We start from the raw sequence: 21,922 nt of genomic DNA, 5'->3' as shown, positions 1-21,922 counted from the left end.
GTGGGCTCACCGGGCCTACCGCCGCGCTGGAACCATCTGCTGTTGAGATCGTGTGGCTCTCAGGGCTGCGGCTCCGAATCTTCCGGGCCGATGGCGTCGTTCTCGGTGGGCCAGTTGAGCAGGGTGTCGATGAAGAGTTGGCGTACCCGCTCGATGTCGGCGTCCATGTCGGCGGGGTTCCAGGTCGAGACGTCGATGGGTGGGAGGACCGCCACGTCGACGACGCCTTTGCGGACGATCGCCGAGTTGCGCCAGGCTATTTCGCCCGCGTTGCGGATGACTACCGGGATTATCGGGACGTTCGCTTGGATGGCTATGTGGAAGGCGCCCTTCTTGAAGGGGCCTATGCGGGGGGTGAGGGAGCGGGTGCCTTCGGGGGCTATGACTATGGAGAGGCCGCCTCGGAGGGTTTCGACTACGGGGGCGAGGGCGGCTTTGGCGGCCTTGGTGTCGGCGCGGTCTATGAAGGTCACCTCGACGAAGCGCATGAGGGGGCCGAAGACGGGGTTGCGGGTGATCTCCTTCTTGGCGATGCCGGTGATGCCGCCGCCGAGCACCTCCGTCACCACCACCATGTCGAACTGACTCTGGTGGTTGAACAGGAAGACCGCGGGCCGCGGTGAGCGGGCGTGTTCCGCGCCGACCACGCGCACCCGCACGCCGGTACCGCGCAGCGTGGAGTCCGCGGCGTGGTTCAGCAGCGAATCCGCCATCTGCCGCCGCTGTTTCGTGTGCGCCTTGGCGGCGACCCCGAACAGCGCGCCGCCGACCAGCGCCGACAACCCCACCACGGTGCGCAGGTAGTCGATGGGCTTGGCGGTCGTGCGCGGCCGGAAATGCAGCACCGGCCAATCCTTTTCGGTGGCCGCCAGCACCGTGCGCGGGTCCGGGTTCACCGCGACCGGCCGCCCGCCCGCCTGGAGCAGCGGCAGATCCGCCGCGCTGTCGGCGTACACCCAGCTCTGCCCCAGATCGATGCCGTTGGCGATGGCGAACCGGCGCACCGCGTCGGCTTTGCCATTGCGCCACAGCGGCTTTCCCTCGACATGTCCGGTGAGCACACCGTCGTGGGTGGCCATGGCGGTGCACAGCACGTGCCCGATCCCCAACTCCTCGGCGGCGGGCCGCACCTGGAAGCGCGTGAGCGAACTCACCAGCACCACCGTGTGCCCGGCCGCCTCGTGCTCGCGCACCAGCCGCCACGCCTCCGGGTAGAGGTGCCCGTACACGGTGCGCTGGAACAGTTTCGCGCCCAGCTCGTCGAGTTCGGCCTCCGGCATTCCGGCCCACGTGTGCATGGCGTGCTGGAGGAACCGTTCGTACTCGCCCTCGCTGCGCGCGCCCCGAATACTGCCGAGCAGCCCGGCGGTGACGGCGGTGCGCCGGTTGTTGCGGCGCAAGGCCCGCCGGGTCAGCGAGGGCGGTGTGAACCCGTGGACGACGGTCCCGCCGAAATCGAAGATCGCCCCGATACCGGGTCCGCGCGGACCGGACCGAATGGCCGCCACCGCGTCGTCGAGGGTGATGGCCCGCGCGGGCTGTTCGGTGATGCCCGCACCCGGTCGGCGGCCGCGCGGGCGCACCCGCTGCCGTAGATGCGCCTCCTTCGGCGCGCTCACAGCAGCTCCATCCGATTGGACGGGTCCAGCGTGGCGGCCCGCGAGATTCGCGCCCCGATGGCCCGCAGCTCCCCGGCGAATCGCGCTCGGCGCGCGGCCAGTTCGGCCGGATCGTCGGGGTCGGGGGCTAACAGCCCGTGATTGTCGGCGAGTTTCAAGGCGCTGGTGAACAGCTCCGAGGAGACCGACTCCGGACTGTGCAGCCGCTGTTGCAGCAGCATCTGGCGACCCACATTGAGGCATTCGTCGGTGAACGCCTTGCGATCGATCTCGGCGGTGGGATCGAGGGCGGCCAACCGCTCCGCCACCACCAGTTGCGCGTCGAAGAACGACCGCACCACGCGGTGCGCCATCATGAATCCGGAACCGGCGAGCTGGGCCAGGATTTCCGAGCCCACGGTCCCGGCGGCGGTGCGGCGGTGCCATTCCGAATCCACCAGCAGCATTTCGGCGGTGAGCTGGGTGGTGAATTCGGTGCGCTCGGGGAAGAAGAATTCGAATTTGAGCAAGTCGCGCAGTCGATAGGCGGCTTCCCAGCCGACCCGCAATTGATCTCCTTCGGGTGCTTCGACGGCGGTGAGAATGGCCAATTCGAGAATGGCGCGATTCACGAACCAGTGCACCGCGCTATTGCGGTAGAACGCGGCTTCGAGGTGCGCGCCCGCGCCGATGGAGTAAACCGGTTGCAGCCCACCGCGATACACGGTGACCACCTTGGCAATGGCGAGTTGCTCCAATACCACCGCGAGCCCGTGATCGTCGCGCAGCGTTTCCACTTCACCGCGCGGTAGATCGCGGTGCTCGATGTAGCCGAGCACCGGCGCGATGGCGGCCCGCAATTCCGCCCGGGTGAGGGCGCGTTCGTGCACGCCGAGCAGGACCAGGGTGGTCAGCGCGTTGACGGTGATCGGCGTGACGTCGTTGATGCCGACGGCGATATCGAAGGCCAGCCGCTGCACCGCCCGCCGTTCCTGTTCCGCGACAGCGTCTTCCCCGTCCGTCTCGGTCCGCGCGACGCCCGGATTGCCGCCCGCTCCGGAGTCGCGTGTCACCAGCGGATCGCCATAGGTGCCGAGCCGGTCGCGCGCCGAAATCGGTTCCCCGAAGCGCACATACACGTGCCCGGCGGAGTGCTGTTGATTGCGTACGTAGCGCGCCAGCCACGCCAGCCCCTCGGGCTGCTTCTTACCGCCGGTCTGTTCGTCGGCGATCGCGCCGATCTCGTTGAGCCGCTCGTAGGTGATCGAGACCGGTACCAGCATCACATCGTCCACGCGGGCCGAACGCAGCGCCGCCGCAAGATAATTCAGCAATCCGTAGCGCGGCGGCCGCAGCTTTCCGGTGCGGGTGCGCCCGCCCTCGAAATACCACTCCAGATTGAATCGCTTGGCCAGCAGATAGGCGAAGTACTCCTCGACGACGGCTTTGTACACCTCGTCGTCGCCGAAACTGCGGCGAATGAACACGGTTCCGGTGCGCCGCGCGATCGGCCCCATCGGCCAGAAGCCCAGATTCGCGCCTCCGATCACGTGATTGGGTGGGAAGTCGTTGCGGGCCAGCACATCTCCGAGCACGAAGGCGTCCACATAGGAGCGGTGCGAGGGTAGGAAGACCAGGGGATAGCGGCGGTTGAGCGAGCGCAGCCGCTCGAAGCCGTTCGGATCGCCGTCGACTTTCCAAGTGGAGGCGTGGATGGGCCGCATGGCCTGGGTGAACAGATCGGAGACGAGTCGGCTCTGCGCCGCGACGAGTTCGCGCAGCGCCTTCTCCGCGCGCCGGTGCACCTCGCGCGGCGAACTGCCGATCTCGGCGGCGATATCGCCGAGGCGGCGCAGGAATTCGGGTGAGTCCAGAATCTCCTCGGCGACCAGCCTCGGCACCTTGTACCGGTCGCCGATCACCGCGCGCTCGGCGCGTTCGAGCGCCACGATGCCCGCGCGCACGATGGCGCGCGCGAAGGCCTCCGGCGCGCCGACGGCACCGGGATTGTTGGCGCGCAGTTCACTCAGCCGCGCGGGCTGGCCGGTGAGCACCAGGTGCCGGTCGGGAGCCTTGTCGACGAGCCGCCGCTGCATGAGCCGATTGGGTTTGCGGGGGTTGCTGAGCGTCACCAGATCGGTGAAGGTGGTGCGCCGCACGCCGTCTCGCTCCGGCGGCAGCCAGAGCACGCGCACCGGCACCACGAGCGGATCGTCGCGCCGGTCGACCAGTCGCGCGGCAATGGCGGCGGGGTCGAGGTCGATCTGGGTGACGGGTGCGTCGGTGCCGAACTCCTGGGTGATGCCGCCCTCGGCGAGCCAGTTGCCGACGAGTTCGCGTTCGACGCGGGTGGCGGACTCCACCAGGGCCACCACGGAGCGCGGGGTGGTGGTGGCCGTGGGTACCCGGCTGTCGTGGTCGATCATGTGTGATCCCTCCCGCGCGTATTGGCGTTCTCCATTCAAGCGGAAACCGTGGCGTCGAGGCGGTGGGTCGGTCGATTCGCCACGCCGACTTGCGCATTCGTGGCGGTTCGCGCGGCGGGTGAGAGTGGCGGGGACAACATCCTGCAACCCGCGCAGGTAATGCTAACCTTACTTCTCAAAGTTAGGTCAGCATAACCTTGGAGGACTGTTGTCGGCGACGGACGAAAGAGTACGCCTGGAGTTTGTGAACAGTCCGACGGCACCGGCCGCGGGAAGGATCACCGACCCCATCGCGGCCATGACGGCTCTGGCGGCGGCCGATCGCTTCGGCGAATACGTGGTCTACGAGAAGCCCGGTGAATGGGTGTTCGCGGCCGACCCCATCGGCGGCGTCGAATTGGACGCCCACGAACTGCGGGTCACCTGGGAGGGCCGCACCACCAGCCGGAGCTGGTCGGGCCGCCCGGCTCAGGTGATCGACACCGTGCTGGCCGAACTGCCGCTGGCCGGGCGCAATGCCTACGGCTGGATCGGTTTCGAATTCTGCGCCTGGGCCCTCGACGCGACCGACCACGTCCACCCGCGAGCCACGCTGGCGCACCTGATGATTCCGCGCATCGAGGTCCGACTGAACGCCGCGGGCATCCAGGTCTCGGGTGCCACCACCGACGAGGCCGGGGACATTCTGGCGCTCATCGGCGCGGCGCAGGGCACCGCGCTGCCCGCCCCGCATCCGGTCGATGTGACCGTCGATCCCACCGACTATCAGGGCCGGGTGGCCACCGCGGTCGCGGAGATCGGCGCGGGCCGCTACCAGAAGGTCATTCTCTCGCGGAAGGTGGATCTGCCCTTCGCCGTGGATGTTCCGGCGACCTACCGCCTGGGCCGCATGAACAACACCCCCGCCCGCTCCTTCCTGCTGCGCCTGGGCGCGCTGGAGGCGGCCGGATTCAGCCCGGAGCTGGTGGCCGCCGTCGACGCCGATCGGGTGGTCACCACCGAACCGCTCGCCGGAACGCGCGCCTTCGGTCTCGGCTCGGATGTCGATACGGCCGCCCGCGCGGACCTGATGCGCGACCCCAAGGAGATTGTCGAGCACGCGATTTCGGTGCAGACCTCCTTCGCGGAGATCGCCACCGTCGCCGAGCCGGACACCACCGTCGTCTCCGATTTCATGGCGGTGCGGGAGCGCGGCAGCGTGCAGCATCTGGCCTCGACCGTGCGCGGCCGCCTCGCCGCCGACCGCACGCCGTGGGATGCGCTGGAGGTGTTGTTCCCGTCGGTGACGGCCTCCGGCATTCCGAAGACCGGCGGCGTGGACGCGGTCTTCCGCCTCGACCACGACCAGCGTGGCCTGTATTCCGGTGCGGTCGTGACGGTTTCGCCGGACGGCGCGCTGGAGGCGACGCTCGTGCTGCGGGCCGTCTACCAGACCGGTGAGGGCGCGTGGCTGCGCGCGGGCGCGGGCGTGGTCGGCCAGTCGCGGCCGGAACGCGAATTCGAGGAGACCTGCGAGAAACTCGGCAGCGTCGCCCCGTACGTCGTTCGGGCACAACAGCGTTGACGTTGTAGAAACCCCCTGCCGCCTCGTTTCGAGAGGGCAGGGGGTTTCGGTGTTCCCGGGCTCTTTCGGTGTTCTCGGACTCAGTGCGCGGCGCGCAGCGCCTTCTTGTCGATCTTGCCGACGGCGGTGATGGGCAGAGTGTCGGCCTGGCGCAGCACATCGGGCAGCTTGTAGGTCGCCAGCCCCCGCTCGGTGAGGAAGCGCTTGATCTCGGCCAGGCTCGGCATATCACCCTCGACAACCAGTACGGCGCAGACCTTTTCGCCGAGGGCGGCATCGGGCAGGCCGACCGCCGCGGCATGGCGAACGCTCGGGTAGGCGAGCAGGTGCTCCTCGAGCTCATCGCAGGAGACGTTCTCGCCGCCCCGGTTGATCACGTCCTTGATCCGCCCGGAGACGATGAGGTGACCGCTCGGGAGGCGGCGCACCAGATCGCCGCTGCGGTAGTAACCGTCCGGGGTGAACGAGCGCGCATTGTGTTCGGGGGCACGGTAATACCCGCGCAGCGTGTAGGGGCCGCGGGTGAGCAGTTCACCCTCCTCGCCCTCGGGAACGTCGTTGCCCTCGCCGTCGACGATGCGCAGTTCGTCGTGCGGGGAGAGCGGGCGACCCTGGGTGGTGCAGATCAATTCGTCGCTGTCGTCCAGGCGGGTGTAGTTGAGCAGACCCTCAGCCATGCCGAACACCTGCTGCAAGGTGGTGCCGAGGGCGGGTGCGACCTCGCGGGCGTTCACCTCGGCCAGGCGCGCGCCGCCGACCTGGAGCAGCCGCAGCGAACTGAGATCGGCCTCCTCCCATTCGGTTGCGGCGCACCAGAGTTGGGCCAGCGGGGGCACGACGGCGGTCACCGTGACCCGATGCCGCTCGATGGCGGCGAAGGCGCTCTCCGGACTCGGATCGGTGGTGAAGGCGATCGCGCCGCCGGTGGCCACCGTGCCGAGAATGCCCGGGCAGGCCAGCGGAAAGTTGTGTGCGGCGGGCAGGGTCGCGAGGTAGACGTCCTCGGGGCCGAGTCCGCACACCTCGGCACTGGCCCGGGCGTTGTAGGCGTAATCGTCGTGGGTGCGGGCAATGAGCTTGGGCAGGCCGGTGGTGCCGCCGGAGACCAGCATGACGGCGATATCGCTGGCATCGATCTCGGGCAGCGAATCACCCTCGGCCGCCACCGCGTTCAGGTCGGCGAACGGGCCGGGGTCGCCGAGCACCAGCACGTGCTTCAGCGTGGGCACGGCGGCGGCGACCTCGGTGGCCAGGACGCGGTAGTCGAAATCGCCCAGCCGGTCGGCGATCAGGTAGGCGACGGCCCCGGAGAGTCGGGTGAGATGCTCGATCTCGGCGCGGCGGTGCGCGGGCAGGGTGAGCACCGGAATGATTCCGGCGCGCAGCAGGCCGAACAGAATGCGCAGGAAATCGGGCACATTCGGCAGTTGCACCACCACGCGGTCGCCGGGGCGCAGGCCCAGCGCCAGGAATCCGTGCGCGGTGCGGTCGACGGCCGCGTCGAGTTCGGCGTAGGTCAGGCTGGTCTCACCCAGCTGAGCCGGACGCTCGGGCCAGGTGCGGGCGGCCGCACGCAGCAGTGCGTCGAGCGGCTCGCCCGCCCAGTAGCCCGCGCGGCGGTAGCTCTCGGCGAGTTCGGCCGGGAAGGGTACGAACCCGTCGCGGTGGTCCCGGTCGGCGGTAATGGGAGTTGTCACGTCTGGCCTCACACTCACGCGAAGTAGATAAGAGTCTCACTACATAGGTTAGGCAACCCTATCTCAATCGGTTAGGCTTCAGCCGAAGGCATCCGGATACACCCGGAGTCGGTGCGCTGCCTCGCGGCGGCGCGCCGCGGACAGCGCCCCCGGCGGCGACGGCACGAGGAGTGACAACGGCATGGAGTCAGCGCGACGAGGCGACGCGACCATCGGCAGGGACGAGATCCGGGTCGCGGTGGCGGGGCAACTCGGGCTCGACGCCGCCGATATCGCCGATCACGACGATCTCATTCAGCTCGGCCTGGACTCCATTCGCACCATGAAGCTGGCGGGCGGCTGGCGCAAACGCGGTATCGCGGTGAACTTCGCGCAACTGGCGGCGGAGCCCACCGTCGGCGACTGGTACCGGCTGCTCGGTGGCGAGGACTCCGCCGAAACCGCCGATGCGGCAGCGGCGGCCGTGTCCGACACCCCCGCCCTCGACACCGCCGACAGCGCTGTCGATACCGATGCCACGGCGGACGAAGCCCCCTTCGCCCTCGCGCCCATGCAGCACGCGTACTGGATCGGACGCTCCGAAGGGCAGGAGCTCGGCGCGGTCGCCGCCCACCTGTATGTCGAATTCGACGGCGGCGACGTGGATTCCGCGCGCCTGGAACAGGCGGTCGCGGCGCTCGTGCGACGGCACCCCATGCTGCGCACGCGCTTCCTGCCCGACGGCACCCAGCAGACCATGGCCGAGCCCGGACGGCCGGTGTGGAGCGTCACCGATCTGCGCGATCGCGACGCCGCCGAGGTCGAGCGCACGCTGGAAGCCCTGCGGGACAGCAAGACCCATCAGCTGATGGCCGTCGAGGACGGTCAGGTCATCGATATCGCGCTGACGCTGCTGCCGGGCGGAAAGACCCGACTGCACCTGGATGTGGACATGCTCGCGGCCGACGCCATGAGCTACCGCATTCTCATCGGCGATCTGGCCCGGCTCTACCACGGCGAGGAGCTGCCGCCGCAGACCTACACCTTCCGCGAGTACCTGGCCGGGCAGGCGGCGCCCGGACCCGAGCGCGAGGCCGACCGCCAGTGGTGGCAACAGCGCCTGCCCGAACTGCCGGGCGCGCCGGAACTGCCCCGCGCACTGGAGGTTTCGCGGACCGACGGTGATTCCCACGAGCTGCGCACGGTGCGCTTCCACCGCTGGCTCTCGCCCGAGGCGAAGGCGCGTATGTTCGCCGCCGCCCACGCCCGCGGCGTCACGCCCGCCATGGCGCTGGCGTCGGTCTTCGCCGAGACCATCGGCGGCTGGTCGGCCCAGCGGCGCTTCCTGCTGAATCTGCCGCTGTTCCACCGGGAGCCGGTGCATCCGCAGGTGGACGGCGTGGTCGGCGACTTCACCTCCTCGGTGCTGCTCGAGGTCGACGTGACCGAACCGGCGACCGTGACCGAGCGCGCGCGGACGCTACAGCGCGAATTGCACGCCGCCGGTGCGCATTCCGCGTACTCCGGCCTGGAGGTGCTGCGCGATCTGGGCCGCCAGCGCGGTGAGCCGGTGCTCGCGCCGATCGTCTACACCAGCGCCATCAATCTGGGCGAGCTGTTCGCCGACCAGGTCACCGACACCTTCGGCGACCCGGTCTGGATCATCTCGCAGGGCCCGCAGGTGCTGCTCGACGCGCAGGTCACCGAGGTGCGCGGCGGCATTCTGCTGAACTGGGACGTCCGCGCGGACGCCTTCCCGACCGGCATGGTCGAGGCCATGTTCGCGCGCTACATCGACGCGGTGCTGCGCCTGGCCGGAATCACCGACAGCGCGGCCGCCAGTGAGACGGTGGGTCTCACGGTCACGGAAGGCGCCGGGGCGGACCAGGTTTCGGACCCGGATTCGGTCGGCGCGTTCGTTGAGGCCGCCACCGAGGCCGTCCGCGATGCGGTCGCGGCCGCCGAGCTGGCGCGGTCGGTGAACAGCGAGAACACCGGGGCCGGTTGGGATGCCGAGGCCGCGGTGCGGATTCCCTTGGAGCAGGCGGTTATTCGCTCGCAGGTCAATGCGACCGACGGCGCGGTGACCGGCCGGACGCTGCACGCCGGGCTGTTCGCGCACGCACAGACGAATCCCGATGCCCCGGCGGTGATCTGGGAAGAGCCGGTGTCCGGCGGAGGCTCCGACGCGCGCGTCCTCGGCTACGCGGAGCTGGCCGCCCAGGCGCTGGCGGTCGCCGGTGCGCTGCGCGCCGCGGGCGTGCGCCCCGGCGACGCGGTGGCCGTACAGCTGCCGAAGGGTCCGGACCAGATCGTGGCCACGGCCGGTGTGCTGGCGGCCGGGGCGGTGTACGTGCCGATCGGGTTCGATCAGCCCGCCGCCCGTCGCGCCGAGATCATTCGCACCGGCGGCGTGGTGGCCGCCGTGACGGCCGGGGCCGAGGTGCCCGAGGTGCGCACGCTCGCCCTCGACGAGGCACGGGTCTACCCGGAACCCTTGGCGGAGCCGGTCTTTCCCGACCCCGAGGCGATCGCGTATGTGCTGTTCACCTCCGGGTCGACCGGTAAGCCGAAGGGGGTGGAGGTCCCGCACCGCGCGGCCATGAACACCATCGACGATCTGAACGAGCGCTTCGAGATCGGCCGGGCCGATCGCGCACTCGCGCTCTCCGCCTTGGAATTCGACCTGTCCGTCTACGACATCTTCGGCCTGTTCGGTGCGGGCGGCGCTGTCGTCGCGGTGGACGAGGCCCAGCGCGGGGAGCCAGCCCGCTGGATCGAACTCATTGCGCGGCACCGTGTCTCGGTGCTCAACTGCGTGCCCAGCCTTCTCGACATGCTGTTGGCGGCCGCTGCCGGGCAGCGCCTGGACAGCCTGCGCATGGTCATTCTCGGCGGCGACTGGGTGGATGTGGCGCTGCCGGGTCGGCTGAAGCAGATCGCCCCGGACTGCCGTTTCGCGGGTCTGGGCGGTGCCACCGAGACCGCCATTCACTCGACCATCTGCGAGGTCGTGGACGCCCGGGTGCCCGCCGAGTGGTCGGCGGTGCCCTACGGCACGCCGCTGCGCAATGTCCGCTGCCGCGTGGTCGGCCCGGCCGGGCACGACTGCCCGGACTGGGTGACCGGCGAGCTGTGGATCGGCGGCGAGGGCGTGGCGGCCGGATACCGCGGCGACCCGGAGCGCACCGCCGACCGGTTCGTCTCGCACGAGGGCCTGCGCTGGTACCGCACCGGCGATCTCGCGCGCTACCTGCCCGACGGGACGCTGGAATTCCTGGGCCGCGCCGACCATCAGGTCAAGATTCGCGGCTACCGCGTGGAATTGGGTGAGGTGGAGAGCGCGCTGCGGTCGCTGCCCGGGGTGCGCCACGCCATCGCGGCCGTGATCGGTTCGGCCGCACCGAAACTCGCGGCGGTGGTCGTCGGCGTCGAGGGTGTCACGCCGCAGGTCGACGAGCTGTTGGCGGCCGCCGGTGAGCTGCTGCCCGCCTACATGATTCCCACCCGCGTGGAGCTGCTGTCGGAGCTGCCGTTCACCTCCAATGGCAAACCCGACCGCAAGGCCATCGCGGCGCTGCTGTCGGCGGGCGAGCAGGTGAGCGAATTCGTCGCGCCGCGAACGGATCTGGAGCGGGCGCTGGCGGATATCGTGGGCGCGGTGCTGGAGCGCGACCAGGTCGGCGTCACCGACGACTTCTTCGCACTCGGCGGCGATTCGGTGCTCGCCACGGCGGTCATCGCCCGCGTGCGCGATTGGCTGGACTCGCCCGAAGCCGTGGTCGCGGACTTCTTCGCGGCCCGCACGGTCGCGGGCCTGGGCCAGCGACTGCTGGACCGCGAGGAGCGCGCGGGCACGCCGGGTCGACTCGAGACCGTCGCCCAGATGTATCTGGAGATCGCGTCCATGAGCGACGAGGAGATCCTCGCGCAGAACTGACGCGAGCCGCTACTCGACGGCGGTGCAGCCGCCGTCGAGGATGCCCACATCGTGGAAGAGCTGGTAGCACGAGGGATTGTCCGGCAGGTACCAGTGGAAACCGGCCAGGCAGAACACCGAGACCAGGTTGACCACGATGACGACCCCGACGAACCACAGCGCGAATGTGCCGAGCGCGCGGTGGATGCCGCCGGTCGGGAGCACGGTGGCCGCGGTCTCGTCGGCGAAGGCCAGCACCACGCCGATGGTGGCGATGGCGGCGACGAACAGGATCAGCGCCCACACGTAGAGGTGCAGGCCCAGAACCGCTCCGCCGTAACCCTTGTCGCCGGGCAGGATGTGCAGCATGGTCTGTCGCCACGAGGTGAAGCCACCGCCGAAGCAGCCCACGATGCACAGACCCCATCCGGTCATGTAGTGCCTGCGCGAGATCGCGCCGCGCAATGCCTTGGCGACGATGTAGGCCCCGCCCAGGGCGGCCAGGATCATGAAATTGCGCTGCACCATGCACAGCGGGCATGGGTAGTCCCAGGTGCCGAACTGGACGGCGAGGCCGCCGCAGACGACGCCGGTCCAGCCGACCACGAAGATCACCGCCAGCCAGTACTGCACCTGGCCGAGCGCGCCGCCGCGCCCCGGGGTGGCGGTCGATTCGGCCGCGGTCGCCGGGGTCACCATGTCAGGCCCAGCCCCAGGCCGCTGGTGATGTGATGGCGCAGCAGCAGGGCGGTCAGCAGGAAGACGACCCACCACGACGCCAGCACGATGCGACGGGATCGCTGTTGGTAGATCAACACCAGTACGGCCAGCAAACCTGCCCACACGATCGTGTCCATAGCGGCGGACGCTACCGCTTTGCCTGGTGAGAGCTATTGAATTCATTCAGGACACGCCGCGCGCCCACCTGCGGAATCGGGAGTTGGCAACCCTGTGGCCGATAGCTGCTCCCGCACCGGCCGCAGGGCGGCTCTCGCCGAGACCCCGCGCCCGCGCCGCCACCCACCTAGACTCGTGGCCGTGAGTGGTTGGGACATTGCCGACATCCCCGATCTGGCCGGGCGGACCTACATCGTGACGGGCGCGAACAGCGGTCTCGGGGCCGTCACCACGCGGGCGCTCATCGGCGCGGGGGCGCGGGTGATCATGGCCTGCCGCAACGAGGTGAAGGCGCACGCCCTCGCCAACGAGTTGGGGGAGCGCGCGCAGGTGCGCCGCCTCGACCTCGCCGATCTGGGCTCGGTGCGCGAATTCGCCGACGGAATCGACACGGCCGATGTGCTGATCAACAATGCCGGAATCATGGCGGTGCCGCACAAGCGCACCGCCGACGGCTTCGAAATGCAGATCGGCACAAACCATCTCGGACACTTCGCGCTGACCGGCCTACTGCTGGACCGGATTCGCGAACGGGTGGTCACCGTCTCCAGCGGCGCGCACGCCATCGGCAAGATCGACCTGGCCGATCTGAACTGGGAGCACCGCCGCTACCAGCGGTGGGCCGCCTACGGGCAGGCCAAACTGGCCAACCTCATGTTCACCTACGAACTTCAGCGCCGCCTCACCGCCGCCGGTTCGACCAAGCTCTCGCTGGCGGCCCATCCCGGTTATGCCGCAACGGATTTGCAGTCGCACACCGAATCGGTCCAGGACTTCCTGATGTCCATCGGCAATCGGCTCTTCGCGCAGAGCGCCGAGATGGGCGCGCTGCCGACGCTGTACGCGGCCACCTCGGCCGAGGTGGAGCCCGGCGCGTTCTACGGTCCGGGTGGGCTGCGCGGATTGCGTGGGCATCCCGTGCGCAGCGGCTCCTCCTCGGCCTCGCGCGACGAGATGACCGCGCGTCGGCTCTGGGAGCTGTCGGAACAGCTCACCAAGGTCAATTACTCGTTCGGGCGGAAGTAGCTCGTCCCCGGCCACGCGCCGGTCTCCCGCGGGCCGCGTCGCGATGTGATCAGCGTCACGAGCGGTGTGGATGTCACACCCGCGCGGCCCGCGTCGTCCTCTTTGCAACGCCATCACGCGAAGAGGAACAAGGAGCCACGATGACTCTCCACGATCTGCGCCAGTCCATCCAGGGCCGCGTCCTGCTGCCCGGCGACAGCGAATTCGAGCAGGCCGCCCGGCCCTGGAATCTCGCCATCGACCAGCGCGTCGGCGCGGTCGTCGAGGCCGCCGGTGTCGACGATGTCGCGGCCGTGCTCGCCCAGGCCCGCGCCGCCGGGACGCCCGTGGTGACCCAGCCGACCGGCCACGGCGCGACCGGCGATATCGACGGCGCGATCCTGGTGCGCACCCATCGATTCGACCGCCTCGAGATCGACGCCGAGGCGCGCGTCGCTCGGGTCGGCTCCGGGGTTTCCTGGGGTCGGATCCAGAAAGCCGCTGCCGCGCACGGACTTACGGGACTGGCGGGCAGCAATCCGGCGGTCGGCGTCACCGGCTACACCCTCGGCGGCGGCGCGGGCTGGTTCACCCGCAAGTTCGGCTGGGCCTCGGATGCCGTGCGCGCCTTCGAGATCGTGGCCGCCGACGGCCGCCCGGCCCGCGTCACCGCCGCGAACGATCCGGAGCTGTTCTGGGCGCTGCGCGGGGGCGGCGGCGATTTCGGCATTGTCACCGGCCTCGAATTCGACCTGTTCCCTTTGCCTTCCGTCTACGGCGGCCGGGTGATGTTCCCGGGTGAGCGGGTGGCCGAGGTCTGGGAGACCTTCCAGCGCTTGACCGCCGACGCCCCCGTCGAACTGTCGGTGTGGTTCCAACGTTTCCAGTTCCCGGGCGCGCCGGAGATGGCGGCCATCGATATCGCCTACCTCGGTGACGTCGAGGCGGGCCGGGCCGCGGTGGCCGCTCTCGACGATCTCGGCGGTGCCCTCTCCGACAATCGTGGTGCGCTCACCCCGGCCGAGATCGGTGCCATCACCGCCGAGCCGACCGACCCGAGCCCCTCGCTCTCCCGCGGCGAACTGCTCACCGACCTCGGCGACGAGGTCACCAAGGTGCTGGTCCGCGACGCCGTCGCACCGCTGCTGAACATCCAGGTGCGCGGTCTGGGTGGCGGATTCGCGACCGCCCGTCCGGAAGGCGGAGCGCGCGGACCGGTCACCGAGCCCTACATGCTCTACCTGCTCGGCCCCGGCCTCCCCGAGGTCCGCGAGGCGGTGGCCGACCGGCAGCGGGCCGTGGTCGCGGCGCTGGGCGAGCACATCAGCACCCGCAAGCCCTACACCTTCCTGAGCCCCGGCGAGTCCGCCGCGGCCGCCTTCGACGAAGCCACCCTCGCCCGGCTGCGCGAACTCAAGCGAAACCGCGATCAGCACAACACCATTCGCGCCAACTTCCCGGTGCTCGGCTAGTCGCATCCGCTGTGACCCGGTTCACGCCGATCCGGATGTCACACCTCGCGACGCCGCGTCGTCAACCTTGTAACGCCACGAAATCAGCTCGAAAGGAACGATCATGGAACCGCGTTTCAACATCTTCACCAACTCCGTCGCTGCCAAGTTCGTCAAGCGTCTCGTCACCGCGGGCCGCGTCTCCGAGGAGACCGAACTGCCCAAGGCCACCCAGGAATTGGTGAAGATCCGCGCCTCGCAGATCAACCGCTGCGGCCTGTGCCTGGATATGCACACCAAGGACGCCGCCCAGGCCGGTGAGACCCCGGTGCGGCTGGCCATGATCGCCGCCTGGCGCGAATCGACGGTGTTCAGCGAGGCCGAGCGGGCCGCGCTGGCGCTGACCGAGGAGGGCACCTACCTCTCCGACCCGAACAACCACGTCAGCGACGAGACCTGGGCGCAGGTGCGCAAGCACTACGACGACGACCAGATCGGCGCGCTCATCTCCCTCATCGCCACCATCAACGCCTGGAACCGGATGAACGTCCTGGCCGGAAACGTCGGCGGGGACTACACGCCCGGCCAGTGGAGCTGACCGAACCCCTCGCAGCCCCGGTGTGGAAGCCGTCCACACCGGGGCTTCTCGCTATGTGGGACGCACGGCCCGTATTTCGGATCACAACGAGACGGCTGATTTGGTGACGTTCGGGGTAACTCGTTGGGTACCCCCAAAACTGAACACGCTGCTAGAGGTGGGCACGGGTCGAGAAATCTCGCGGCTCTCAGCCATCCGCCGAATACGCGGAGAGGCGGGGGAGTGGCAGCGCCCACATGCATTTTTCTTCGCTTCTGCTACAGTCGCCGACATGCAGCGCGTGTATTTCTGGTTTAGCCAGCCCGGCCCGGGTGGGTCGAGCGGCGTGAACCTGCGCTGACCTCCTCCCACCCCGAGCCGGAAGAACAGACCGGCTCCGAGGGATTTTCTCCGCGATTCCCGTGGGTCGGCCTGAGAAAAGGAACCCACGAATGACTCTCGCCGCCGCCATCGATTCCAGGCATGCCGATCTGGACGATCAGCGCACCCTCAGCGTGAGCCCGCTGCGCTCGCCCGCCGACATTCGCCGCGCGCACCCCATCGACGATGCGCTCGCCGATATCGTGCGCGCCGGTCGCAAGGCCACCGTCGATGTGCTCGACGGCACCGACGACCGCCTCATGGTGATCGTCGGACCGTGTTCGGTCCACGACCCCGACGCCGCGCTCGACTACGCGCGCCGGTTGGCGGCCAAGGCCACCGAGCTCGGTGACCGGCTGCACATCGTCATGCGCGTCTACTTCGAGAAGCCGCGCACCACGCTCGGGTGGAAGGGTCTGATCAACGATCCGCACCTGGACGGCAGCTTCGATATCAATACCGGCCTGGATCTGGGACGGCGGCTGCTGGTCGACATCACCGGGCTCGGCCTGCCGGTGGCGTGTGAATTCCTCGATCCGATCACCCCGCAGTACATCGCGGATCTGGTCTCCTACGGCGCGATCGGCGCCCGCACCGCCGCCAGCCAGGTGCATCGGCAGCTGTCCTCGGCGCTGTCCATGCCGGTCGGCATCAAGAACGGCACCGATGGCGATGTGCAGGTCGCGGTGGACGGCGTGCGCGCCGCCGCCGCCAGCCACGTCTTCCCCGGCACCGACCTCGAGGGCCGCTCGGCGCTGATTCGCACCGCGGGCAATCCGGACTGCCACGTCATCCTGCGCGGTGGCAGCAATGGCACCAACTACGATGCCGCGTCGGTGGCCGAGACCTGCCTGCGGCTCGAAAAGGCCTCGCTGCCACAGCGAGTCGTGGTCGACGCCAGCCACGGCAACTCCAACAAGGACCACAACAAGCAGGTGGACGTGGTCACCGATATCGCCGAGCGCATCGCGAACGGCGAGACCAGCACCGTCGGTCTGATGATGGAGAGCTTCCTGGCGGCGGGGCGTCAGGATCTGACCCTGGGTCGGTCGGAGGAGCTCACCTACGGCCAGTCGATCACCGACGCGTGCCTGGACTGGGAGACCACCGCGGCTCAGCTCGACCGCTTGGCCGAGGCCGTCGCGGAGCGCCGCCGCGCCTGAGTGGCGGTCACACAGAGCAGGTCGCCGGAGAAGCGGGTTTCGGTGGTGAAGCCCGCCTCCTCGAGGTGTTCGGAGAGCTTGTCGGCCACGGGTTTCGGACTGGTCGAGGGGTGGCGTGTCCCCGGATCGCCGTAGCCGTAGGCGAGGTGCAGCGCGCCGCGCGGCGCGAGCAATGCGCGGATCGTGGCCAGTTCGGCCGTGGGGCGGCGGGTCCAGAAGAGGTTCACATTGACCGCGAGGATCTTGTCGAAGGTGTCGCGCACGTCATCGGGTCGCAGGTCTTCGAGCGCGAGGTGCCGCAACCGCACCCGGCCCGAATCGACCAGCGCCGCATGTCGTTTCGCCGATCGGGCGATGGCCGTCGCGGAGCGGTCGATGGCGACCACACAGCCGCCGCGCAGCGGTGCGGCGAGATACTCGACCGAGGGGCTCGCGCCCGCGCCGATCTCCAGTATCCGATCGTCGGGCCGCACCCCCATGACCTCGACGATCCATTCGAATCGCGCGTCACCCATGTCGGCAATCTACGCCCGGCGCTCTCGCCGCGCGGCCGCTTTCGCACTACGCGATGACCGCCCACAGCATGGCCGAACCGGCGAGCACGTCGACCAGGCCGCAGAACTCCGACCACTGGCGTGGGACAACGCGATTCGCCACGAAGTGCGCGATATCCCAGAGGCCGTGTGCGAGCCAGCCGATGGCGAGGACCCAGCGCGCGATATCGAGATCCGCGTCCAGGGCGACCAGCGCCATCGTGCCGAAGCCGAACAGCGCCACGGTTTGCAGCCAGAGCAGCCAGCGCGGTCGCAGCTCAGCGCGGAACGCGCCCCACGGCAGGTAGATCGCGCCCATGGCGAACAACAACAGGGCCATGGTGAACAGTTCCGGTTCGGGTGAGTCGAATTGCTCGTCGGGACGCCACACCAGCAGCAGCACGAGGGCGACGGCGGAGGGCCAGCGATTCCGAATCAGCGCCAGCGCACCGGTTCTCGTACTCGCGCCGGACTCGCGCTCCATTCGAACCTCCCACAACATCCGCGCCAGCGGCGCACGGTCAGCGACAGTATGTCCCGGGGCGCGGCGCGGCGGTAGCCGAATCAGCTGGGGGAGAGTCGGTCCCGGGTCTTCTCGGCCCAGCGTTCGACATGGTCGAGATGACGCCGCGCCTTGGTGTGGGCCTCCTTGGCGGTGCGATTGGCGGCGACGGTGAAGCGGCGTTCGGACTCGGCATTGGCGAGGTCGTCGCGCAGTCGGGTGATGCGCTCCTCGACGGCCGACAGGTCGGCGGCGGTGCGGTCGAGCTCCGACTGGGCGGAATCGTAGGCGGCGCGGGCGGATTCGAGAGCCTCCAGGGCTTCGGAGAGTTCGCGCCTGGCCTCGGCGTCGGGGTCGGGTTTGTCCGCCTTCTTGCTCCCGGAGCGCGCCTTCGTGGTGCGCGTACGCCGGTCATCCTCGGAAGACTGGGCGGGAGCGGTCTTTTCGTCCGCCGTGGCCTCGGCTGATGGGCCGGTCTTGCGCCGATTCGGGACCGCCGTCAGCGCGGCGGGGCCGAAACCTTCGTAGCTGGTGGCCGCGGTGAGCGTGCCGGTGCGGACCTGATCGGCCACCTCCGGATCGGCCAGGGCGGCGTGCAGGGTCTGGCCGACCTCGCGCAACACCGCTTCGCTGAGTGGGTGCCCTTGCGCGGCGGCCAATTCGCCCGACTTGCGCGACAGTGCGTTCACCACCTGTTGGCGCTGTGTGGTGAGCGTCCGCAATGTGTCCCCGGACAGCCTGCGCTGGGCGTCGCGCATCGCGTCGCCGAGGGCCAGCAGCGCGCCCACCTCGTCGGATGCCTCCCGAGCGAGGAGATTCACCGCCCAGGCTGCCACGGTCGGCCGCCGCAATTTCCCAATGGCCGTCGCCAGCGGGCGATCGCCCTCGTCCCGGGCCCGCCGCACCCGTTCGTCGCGCGCCGCGACGAACTCAGCCGGAGCGAGGCCGTACAGCTCGCCCGCAACCTCCTCGAGCGTCATGGCCCCAGCCTACGAGCCGGTGCTCACGCGATACCGCCGGGCCAGTCGTCGACCGTATCCGCAGGGTCGGTGGCGAGGCGGGCGGCGATCCAGGTGTCGCGGCGGGTTCCGCGTTGGACCAACGCGCCGCGCAGGAGCCCCTCGTACCGGAATCCGGCGCGGCGGGCGACGGCCGCCGAGGAGCGATTGCCGACTATGGCGCGCCATTCGATGCGGCCGAAGGCGAAGCGGTCGGGATCGAATCCGGCCGCGCAGACCAGGTTCAGGGCCCGGGTCATGAGACCGCGGCCGCGCGCGGCGGGGGCGAGCCAGAAACCCACCTCGGCGGTGTCGTCGGTGGGGCGGCCCGAGGGGCTCAGGCCGATCATGCCGATGACCGGCCCGTCGGCGGCGGGGCGCAGCGCCCAGGTGGGGCTGCGGACCAGCCAGCCGGGAATCACGATGTCGGTGATGAAACTCTCCGCGTGCTCGCGGGTGTAGGGGACCGGCATGGAGGTCCAGTGGCCGATGGACGGCTCCTGGCAGCAGGCGGTGATGGTGTCGATATCGTGCACGGTCGGCGGCGAGAGCCAGAGCGATCCGTTCGACAGCGTGCTCGAGTCCATCGGGTCATGCTGGCACGGATTTCCCGCAGCGCCAGTGGATATCCGCGGTGGGTAGGGCCGTGGTGGAGGGGTTCGCGCACGACCGTAGGATCTTTCTGGTGGTTGCCGCGCTTCTCGCCGATTTGTTCGAATCCCATCGGCCGCATCTGCTCTCGGTGGCGTACCGGCTGACGGGCAGTGTCACCGATGCCGAGGACGCGGTACAGGAGAGCTGGTTACGACTGGCCACCGCGGCGCAGTACGAGATCGAGGATCTGCGCGCCTGGCTCACCACGGTGGTCGGCCGAATCTGCCTGGACCGCTTGCGCAGTGCGGCCGTGCGTCGCGAAACCTATGTGGGGCAATGGCTTCCGGAGCCCATCGTGACCGCGCCGACGCCCTCGACCACGCCGGATCCGCTGGCCGCGGTGGTGCGCAAACAGGACACCCGCTTCGCCGCCATGATCGTGCTGGACACCCTCACCCCGCCGCAGCGGGTGGCCTTCGTCCTGCACGACGGTTTCTCGGTGCCCTTCGACGAGATCGGCGACATTCTCGACATCAGCCCCGAGGCCGCCCGGGCCTTGGCCGCTCGCGCGCGAAAAGCCTTGGCCCGCATTCCGGAACCGGTGGCCGACCAGTCGCACAACGAGGCCGTGCAGCAGCTCGTGGAGGCCATGTACTCCGGTGATCTGGACAAGGTCGTGGCGGCCCTGCATCCCGAGGTGCGCACCATCGGCGACGCGGGCGGCACCACCAAGACCGCCATCAATGTGGTCACCGGCCCGGACAAGGTGGCGCGCCTGTTCCTGGGCCTGCGCCGCAAATTGGGGTTCGAGGATCCCGCCACCTTCCCCGACGTCTTCGAACCGGTGCTCGTGAACGGCGAATTCGGCGTGCTGGTGCACGAGCGCGAGCCCGGCGAGGACCATCCGGGCACTCCCCGCCGGGTGTACTGCTTCACCGTGCACGAGGGCAAGGTGTGGGGCATCTACGATGTCGCGAATCCCGCGAAGATGCACGGGATTCGTTTGCCGGACAGTGGGTCTCGCTAGTTCGGTGGGGTGCGCACGCCCGATCCGCTCTGGCAGTCCATGCCGCCGGAGGCGCTGACCGAGCCCGTGGGCGCGCAGTGGCCGATACCCGAGCCGGTGCCGGAGCCCGATTCGCCGGAACCCGAGGGCGGGAAGCTGGATCCGGCGTTCACGTCCGGGGTGGAGGAGCCGGTGCCCCAGCCGATCAGTTGCGAGGTGATGTGCTCCGCGTAGTCGACGACGGCGGTCGGATGCAGGAGCAGGTCGAGGAAGGAGGCCATGGAGCGCCTTCTTTCGATAGACCACCCGAGGGTGGTGTGAGAGAGAACACGGGGAGGGTAGCCGCCTTTGGGTGAATGCACAATCATGCTGGTACACAAGGTGATTCAAAAGTGAAACATAGGTATTCGCTATCGCTTCGCAACCGTTTCGCCGAGTGAGCTACCCTCCGGACATGCCGTATGTACCCACCGTCGAACGCCTGCGCCCCTTCGCGTCGACGATCTTCGCCGAGATGACCGAACTCGCCGTCCGCCACGGCGCCGTGAATCTCGGACAGGGCTTTCCGGACAGCGACGGTCCGGCGGGAATGCTGGATGTGGCACGGCAGGCCATCGCCGACGGGTTCAACCAGTACCCGCCCGGACGCGGCGTTCCCGCGCTGCGCCAGGCCATCGCCCAGGACCGCGCGCGCCGCTACGGCACCACCTACGACCCGGACAGCCAGGTGCTGGTGACCGTGGGCGCGACCGAGGCCATTGCCGCCACCATCCTGGGGCTGGTGGAGCCCGGGCAGGAGGTGGCGCTCATCGAGCCGTACTACGACTCCTACGCGGCCGCCATCGCACTCGCGGGCGCGCGACGGCGCACGGCCCGGCTGGTGCCCGACGGGGACGGCTTCGCCCTCGACCTGGACAGCCTGCGCGCGGCCATCACGCCGAATACCCGCATGCTGCTGGTGAATTCACCACACAACCCCACCGGCACCGTGTTGAGCCGCGCGGATCTCACCGCCATCGCCGAACTCGCCATCGAACACGATCTGCTCGTCATGACCGACGAGGCCTACGAGCATCTGGCCTTCGACGGGCACGAGCACATCAGCATCGCCACGCTGCCCGGCATGTTCGAGCGCACCGTCGTGATCTCCAGTGCCGCCAAGACTTTCAGCGTCACCGGCTGGAAGATCGGCTGGGCCTGCGCGCCCGCGCCGCTGCTCGACGCCGTGCTGGCCGCCAAGCAATTTCTCACCTTCGTCGGCGGTGGACCCTTCCAGCCCGCCGTCGCGCACGCCATCCAGCACGAACAGCAGTGGGTGGCGGCCCTGCGAGACACTCTCGCGGACAAGCGGCTTCGCCTCTCCGCGGCGCTGGCCGACGCGGGCTTCGGTGTGAAGCGCAGTGACGGGACCTATTTCGTCTGCGCGGATATCACGCCCCTCGGCGCCGACGACGGCCTCGCCTTCTGCCGTGAACTGCCCAAGCGCCTCGGCGTCGCCGCCGTACCGATCAGCGTGTTCACCGACGACCAGGCCGCGTGGAAACACTTGGTGCGCTTCGCCTTCTGCAAGCGCGACGAGACCTTGGAAGAGGGCGTGCGGCGTCTGCGCGCGGGCGTGAACGTGGGCTGAGC

Annotated in this window: 18 protein-coding genes; 8 read left to right on the top strand and 10 right to left on the bottom strand. The window is 69.3% G+C overall.

Going from position 1 to position 21,922, the window contains the following annotated elements; all coding sequences use genetic code 11:
• Positions 1-59: 59 nt before the first annotated feature.
• Entirely contained in the window at positions 60-1,619 is a 1,560-nt protein-coding gene (locus ACIBH2_RS26350) for an HAD-IB family hydrolase (RefSeq protein ID WP_397122095.1), read from the bottom strand.
• Complete coding sequence (locus tag ACIBH2_RS26345) at positions 1,616-4,024, bottom strand: glycerol-3-phosphate 1-O-acyltransferase (RefSeq protein WP_397122093.1); 2,409 nt, start codon at positions 4,022-4,024, stop codon at positions 1,616-1,618. Before ACIBH2_RS26345 ends, ACIBH2_RS26350 begins: the two co-directional genes overlap by 4 nt.
• Positions 4,025-4,232: 208 nt before the next feature.
• On the opposite strand from ACIBH2_RS26345, the gene ACIBH2_RS26340 reads away from it, so the two are divergent.
• A complete protein-coding gene (locus tag ACIBH2_RS26340; protein WP_397122091.1) occupies positions 4,233-5,588 on the top strand; it encodes a salicylate synthase in 1,356 nt (451 codons plus the stop codon).
• Positions 5,589-5,668: 80 nt separating this feature from the next.
• Here the strand turns inward: ACIBH2_RS26340 and ACIBH2_RS26335 are convergent, their stop codons facing one another.
• Entirely contained in the window at positions 5,669-7,285 is a 1,617-nt protein-coding gene (locus ACIBH2_RS26335) for a (2,3-dihydroxybenzoyl)adenylate synthase (RefSeq protein ID WP_397122089.1), read from the bottom strand.
• Positions 7,286-7,466: 181 nt separating this feature from the next.
• Between ACIBH2_RS26335 and ACIBH2_RS26330 the strand changes: the two genes are divergently transcribed.
• A complete protein-coding gene (locus ACIBH2_RS26330) occupies positions 7,467-11,204 on the top strand; it encodes an amino acid adenylation domain-containing protein (protein ID WP_397122087.1) in 3,738 nt (1,245 codons plus the stop codon).
• A gap of 9 nt (positions 11,205-11,213) precedes the next feature.
• Here ACIBH2_RS26330 and ACIBH2_RS26325 read toward each other — a convergent pair whose 3' ends face one another.
• Positions 11,214-11,882, bottom strand: coding sequence for a disulfide bond formation protein B (locus ACIBH2_RS26325; RefSeq protein ID WP_397122085.1), 669 nt, complete (start codon positions 11,880-11,882; stop codon positions 11,214-11,216).
• Complete coding sequence (locus tag ACIBH2_RS26320) at positions 11,876-12,040, bottom strand: DUF5993 family protein (RefSeq protein WP_397122082.1); 165 nt, start codon at positions 12,038-12,040, stop codon at positions 11,876-11,878. Before ACIBH2_RS26320 ends, ACIBH2_RS26325 begins: the two co-directional genes overlap by 7 nt.
• Positions 12,041-12,221: 181 nt before the next feature.
• Here ACIBH2_RS26320 and ACIBH2_RS26315 point away from each other — a divergent pair, with 181 nt between their 5' ends.
• The 4 genes from ACIBH2_RS26315 (at position 12,222) to ACIBH2_RS26300 (ending at position 16,657) form a co-directional block, all read left to right on the top strand.
• Positions 12,222-13,106, top strand: a complete 885-nt coding sequence (locus ACIBH2_RS26315) for an oxidoreductase (RefSeq protein ID WP_397122079.1) — start codon at positions 12,222-12,224, stop codon at positions 13,104-13,106.
• Between the two features lie 140 nt (positions 13,107-13,246).
• Positions 13,247-14,557 carry an FAD-binding oxidoreductase gene (locus tag ACIBH2_RS26310; protein WP_397122077.1) on the top strand — a complete coding sequence of 437 codons (1,311 nt, stop codon included), beginning with the start codon at positions 13,247-13,249 and terminating at the stop codon, positions 14,555-14,557.
• Between the two features lie 103 nt (positions 14,558-14,660).
• On the top strand, positions 14,661-15,134 hold the full coding sequence (locus ACIBH2_RS26305; RefSeq protein ID WP_397122075.1) for a carboxymuconolactone decarboxylase family protein: 474 nt from the start codon (positions 14,661-14,663) through the stop codon (positions 15,132-15,134).
• A gap of 431 nt (positions 15,135-15,565) precedes the next feature.
• Positions 15,566-16,657, top strand: coding sequence for a 3-deoxy-7-phosphoheptulonate synthase (locus tag ACIBH2_RS26300; protein WP_397122073.1), 1,092 nt, complete (start codon positions 15,566-15,568; stop codon positions 16,655-16,657).
• Here ACIBH2_RS26300 and ACIBH2_RS26295 read toward each other — a convergent pair.
• The 4 genes from ACIBH2_RS26295 to ACIBH2_RS26280 all read right to left on the bottom strand — a co-directional run bounded on the left by ACIBH2_RS26295 (position 16,609) and on the right by ACIBH2_RS26280 (position 19,277).
• Complete coding sequence (locus tag ACIBH2_RS26295) at positions 16,609-17,172, bottom strand: SAM-dependent methyltransferase (protein ID WP_397122070.1); 564 nt, start codon at positions 17,170-17,172, stop codon at positions 16,609-16,611. The two genes, ACIBH2_RS26300 and ACIBH2_RS26295, sit on opposite strands and share 49 nt — an antisense overlap.
• Positions 17,173-17,218: 46 nt before the next feature.
• Complete coding sequence (locus tag ACIBH2_RS26290; protein WP_397122068.1) at positions 17,219-17,674, bottom strand: hypothetical protein; 456 nt, start codon at positions 17,672-17,674, stop codon at positions 17,219-17,221.
• Positions 17,675-17,754: 80 nt separating this feature from the next.
• Positions 17,755-18,672: a hypothetical protein gene (locus ACIBH2_RS26285; protein WP_397122066.1), complete on the bottom strand. Its 918-nt coding sequence runs from the start codon at positions 18,670-18,672 to the stop codon at positions 17,755-17,757.
• Between the two features lie 23 nt (positions 18,673-18,695).
• The gene (locus ACIBH2_RS26280) at positions 18,696-19,277 is read right to left on the bottom strand and encodes a GNAT family N-acetyltransferase (RefSeq protein ID WP_397122064.1); all 582 of its coding nucleotides are present in this window, start codon (positions 19,275-19,277) and stop codon (positions 18,696-18,698) included.
• 98 nt (positions 19,278-19,375) lie between these two features.
• On the opposite strand from ACIBH2_RS26280, the gene sigJ reads away from it, so the two are divergent.
• Positions 19,376-20,311: an RNA polymerase sigma factor SigJ gene (sigJ, locus tag ACIBH2_RS26275; protein ID WP_397122062.1), complete on the top strand. Its 936-nt coding sequence runs from the start codon at positions 19,376-19,378 to the stop codon at positions 20,309-20,311.
• Here sigJ and ACIBH2_RS26270 read toward each other — a convergent pair.
• Positions 20,308-20,571: a hypothetical protein gene (locus tag ACIBH2_RS26270; RefSeq protein ID WP_397122060.1), complete on the bottom strand. Its 264-nt coding sequence runs from the start codon at positions 20,569-20,571 to the stop codon at positions 20,308-20,310. The genes sigJ and ACIBH2_RS26270 overlap by 4 nt on opposite strands.
• A 173-nt stretch (positions 20,572-20,744) precedes the next feature.
• On the opposite strand from ACIBH2_RS26270, the gene ACIBH2_RS26265 reads away from it, so the two are divergent.
• Positions 20,745-21,920 carry a pyridoxal phosphate-dependent aminotransferase gene (locus tag ACIBH2_RS26265; protein WP_397122058.1) on the top strand — a complete coding sequence of 392 codons (1,176 nt, stop codon included), beginning with the start codon at positions 20,745-20,747 and terminating at the stop codon, positions 21,918-21,920.
• Positions 21,921-21,922 lie beyond the last annotated feature (2 nt).

It is taken from the genome of Nocardia sp. NPDC050406 (genome assembly GCF_044459025.1).
Lineage (GTDB): Bacteria > Actinomycetota > Actinomycetes > Mycobacteriales > Mycobacteriaceae > Nocardia.
The sequence above is the reverse complement of the archived record's forward strand: the minus strand, read 5'-3'. Positions and strand labels throughout refer to the sequence as shown.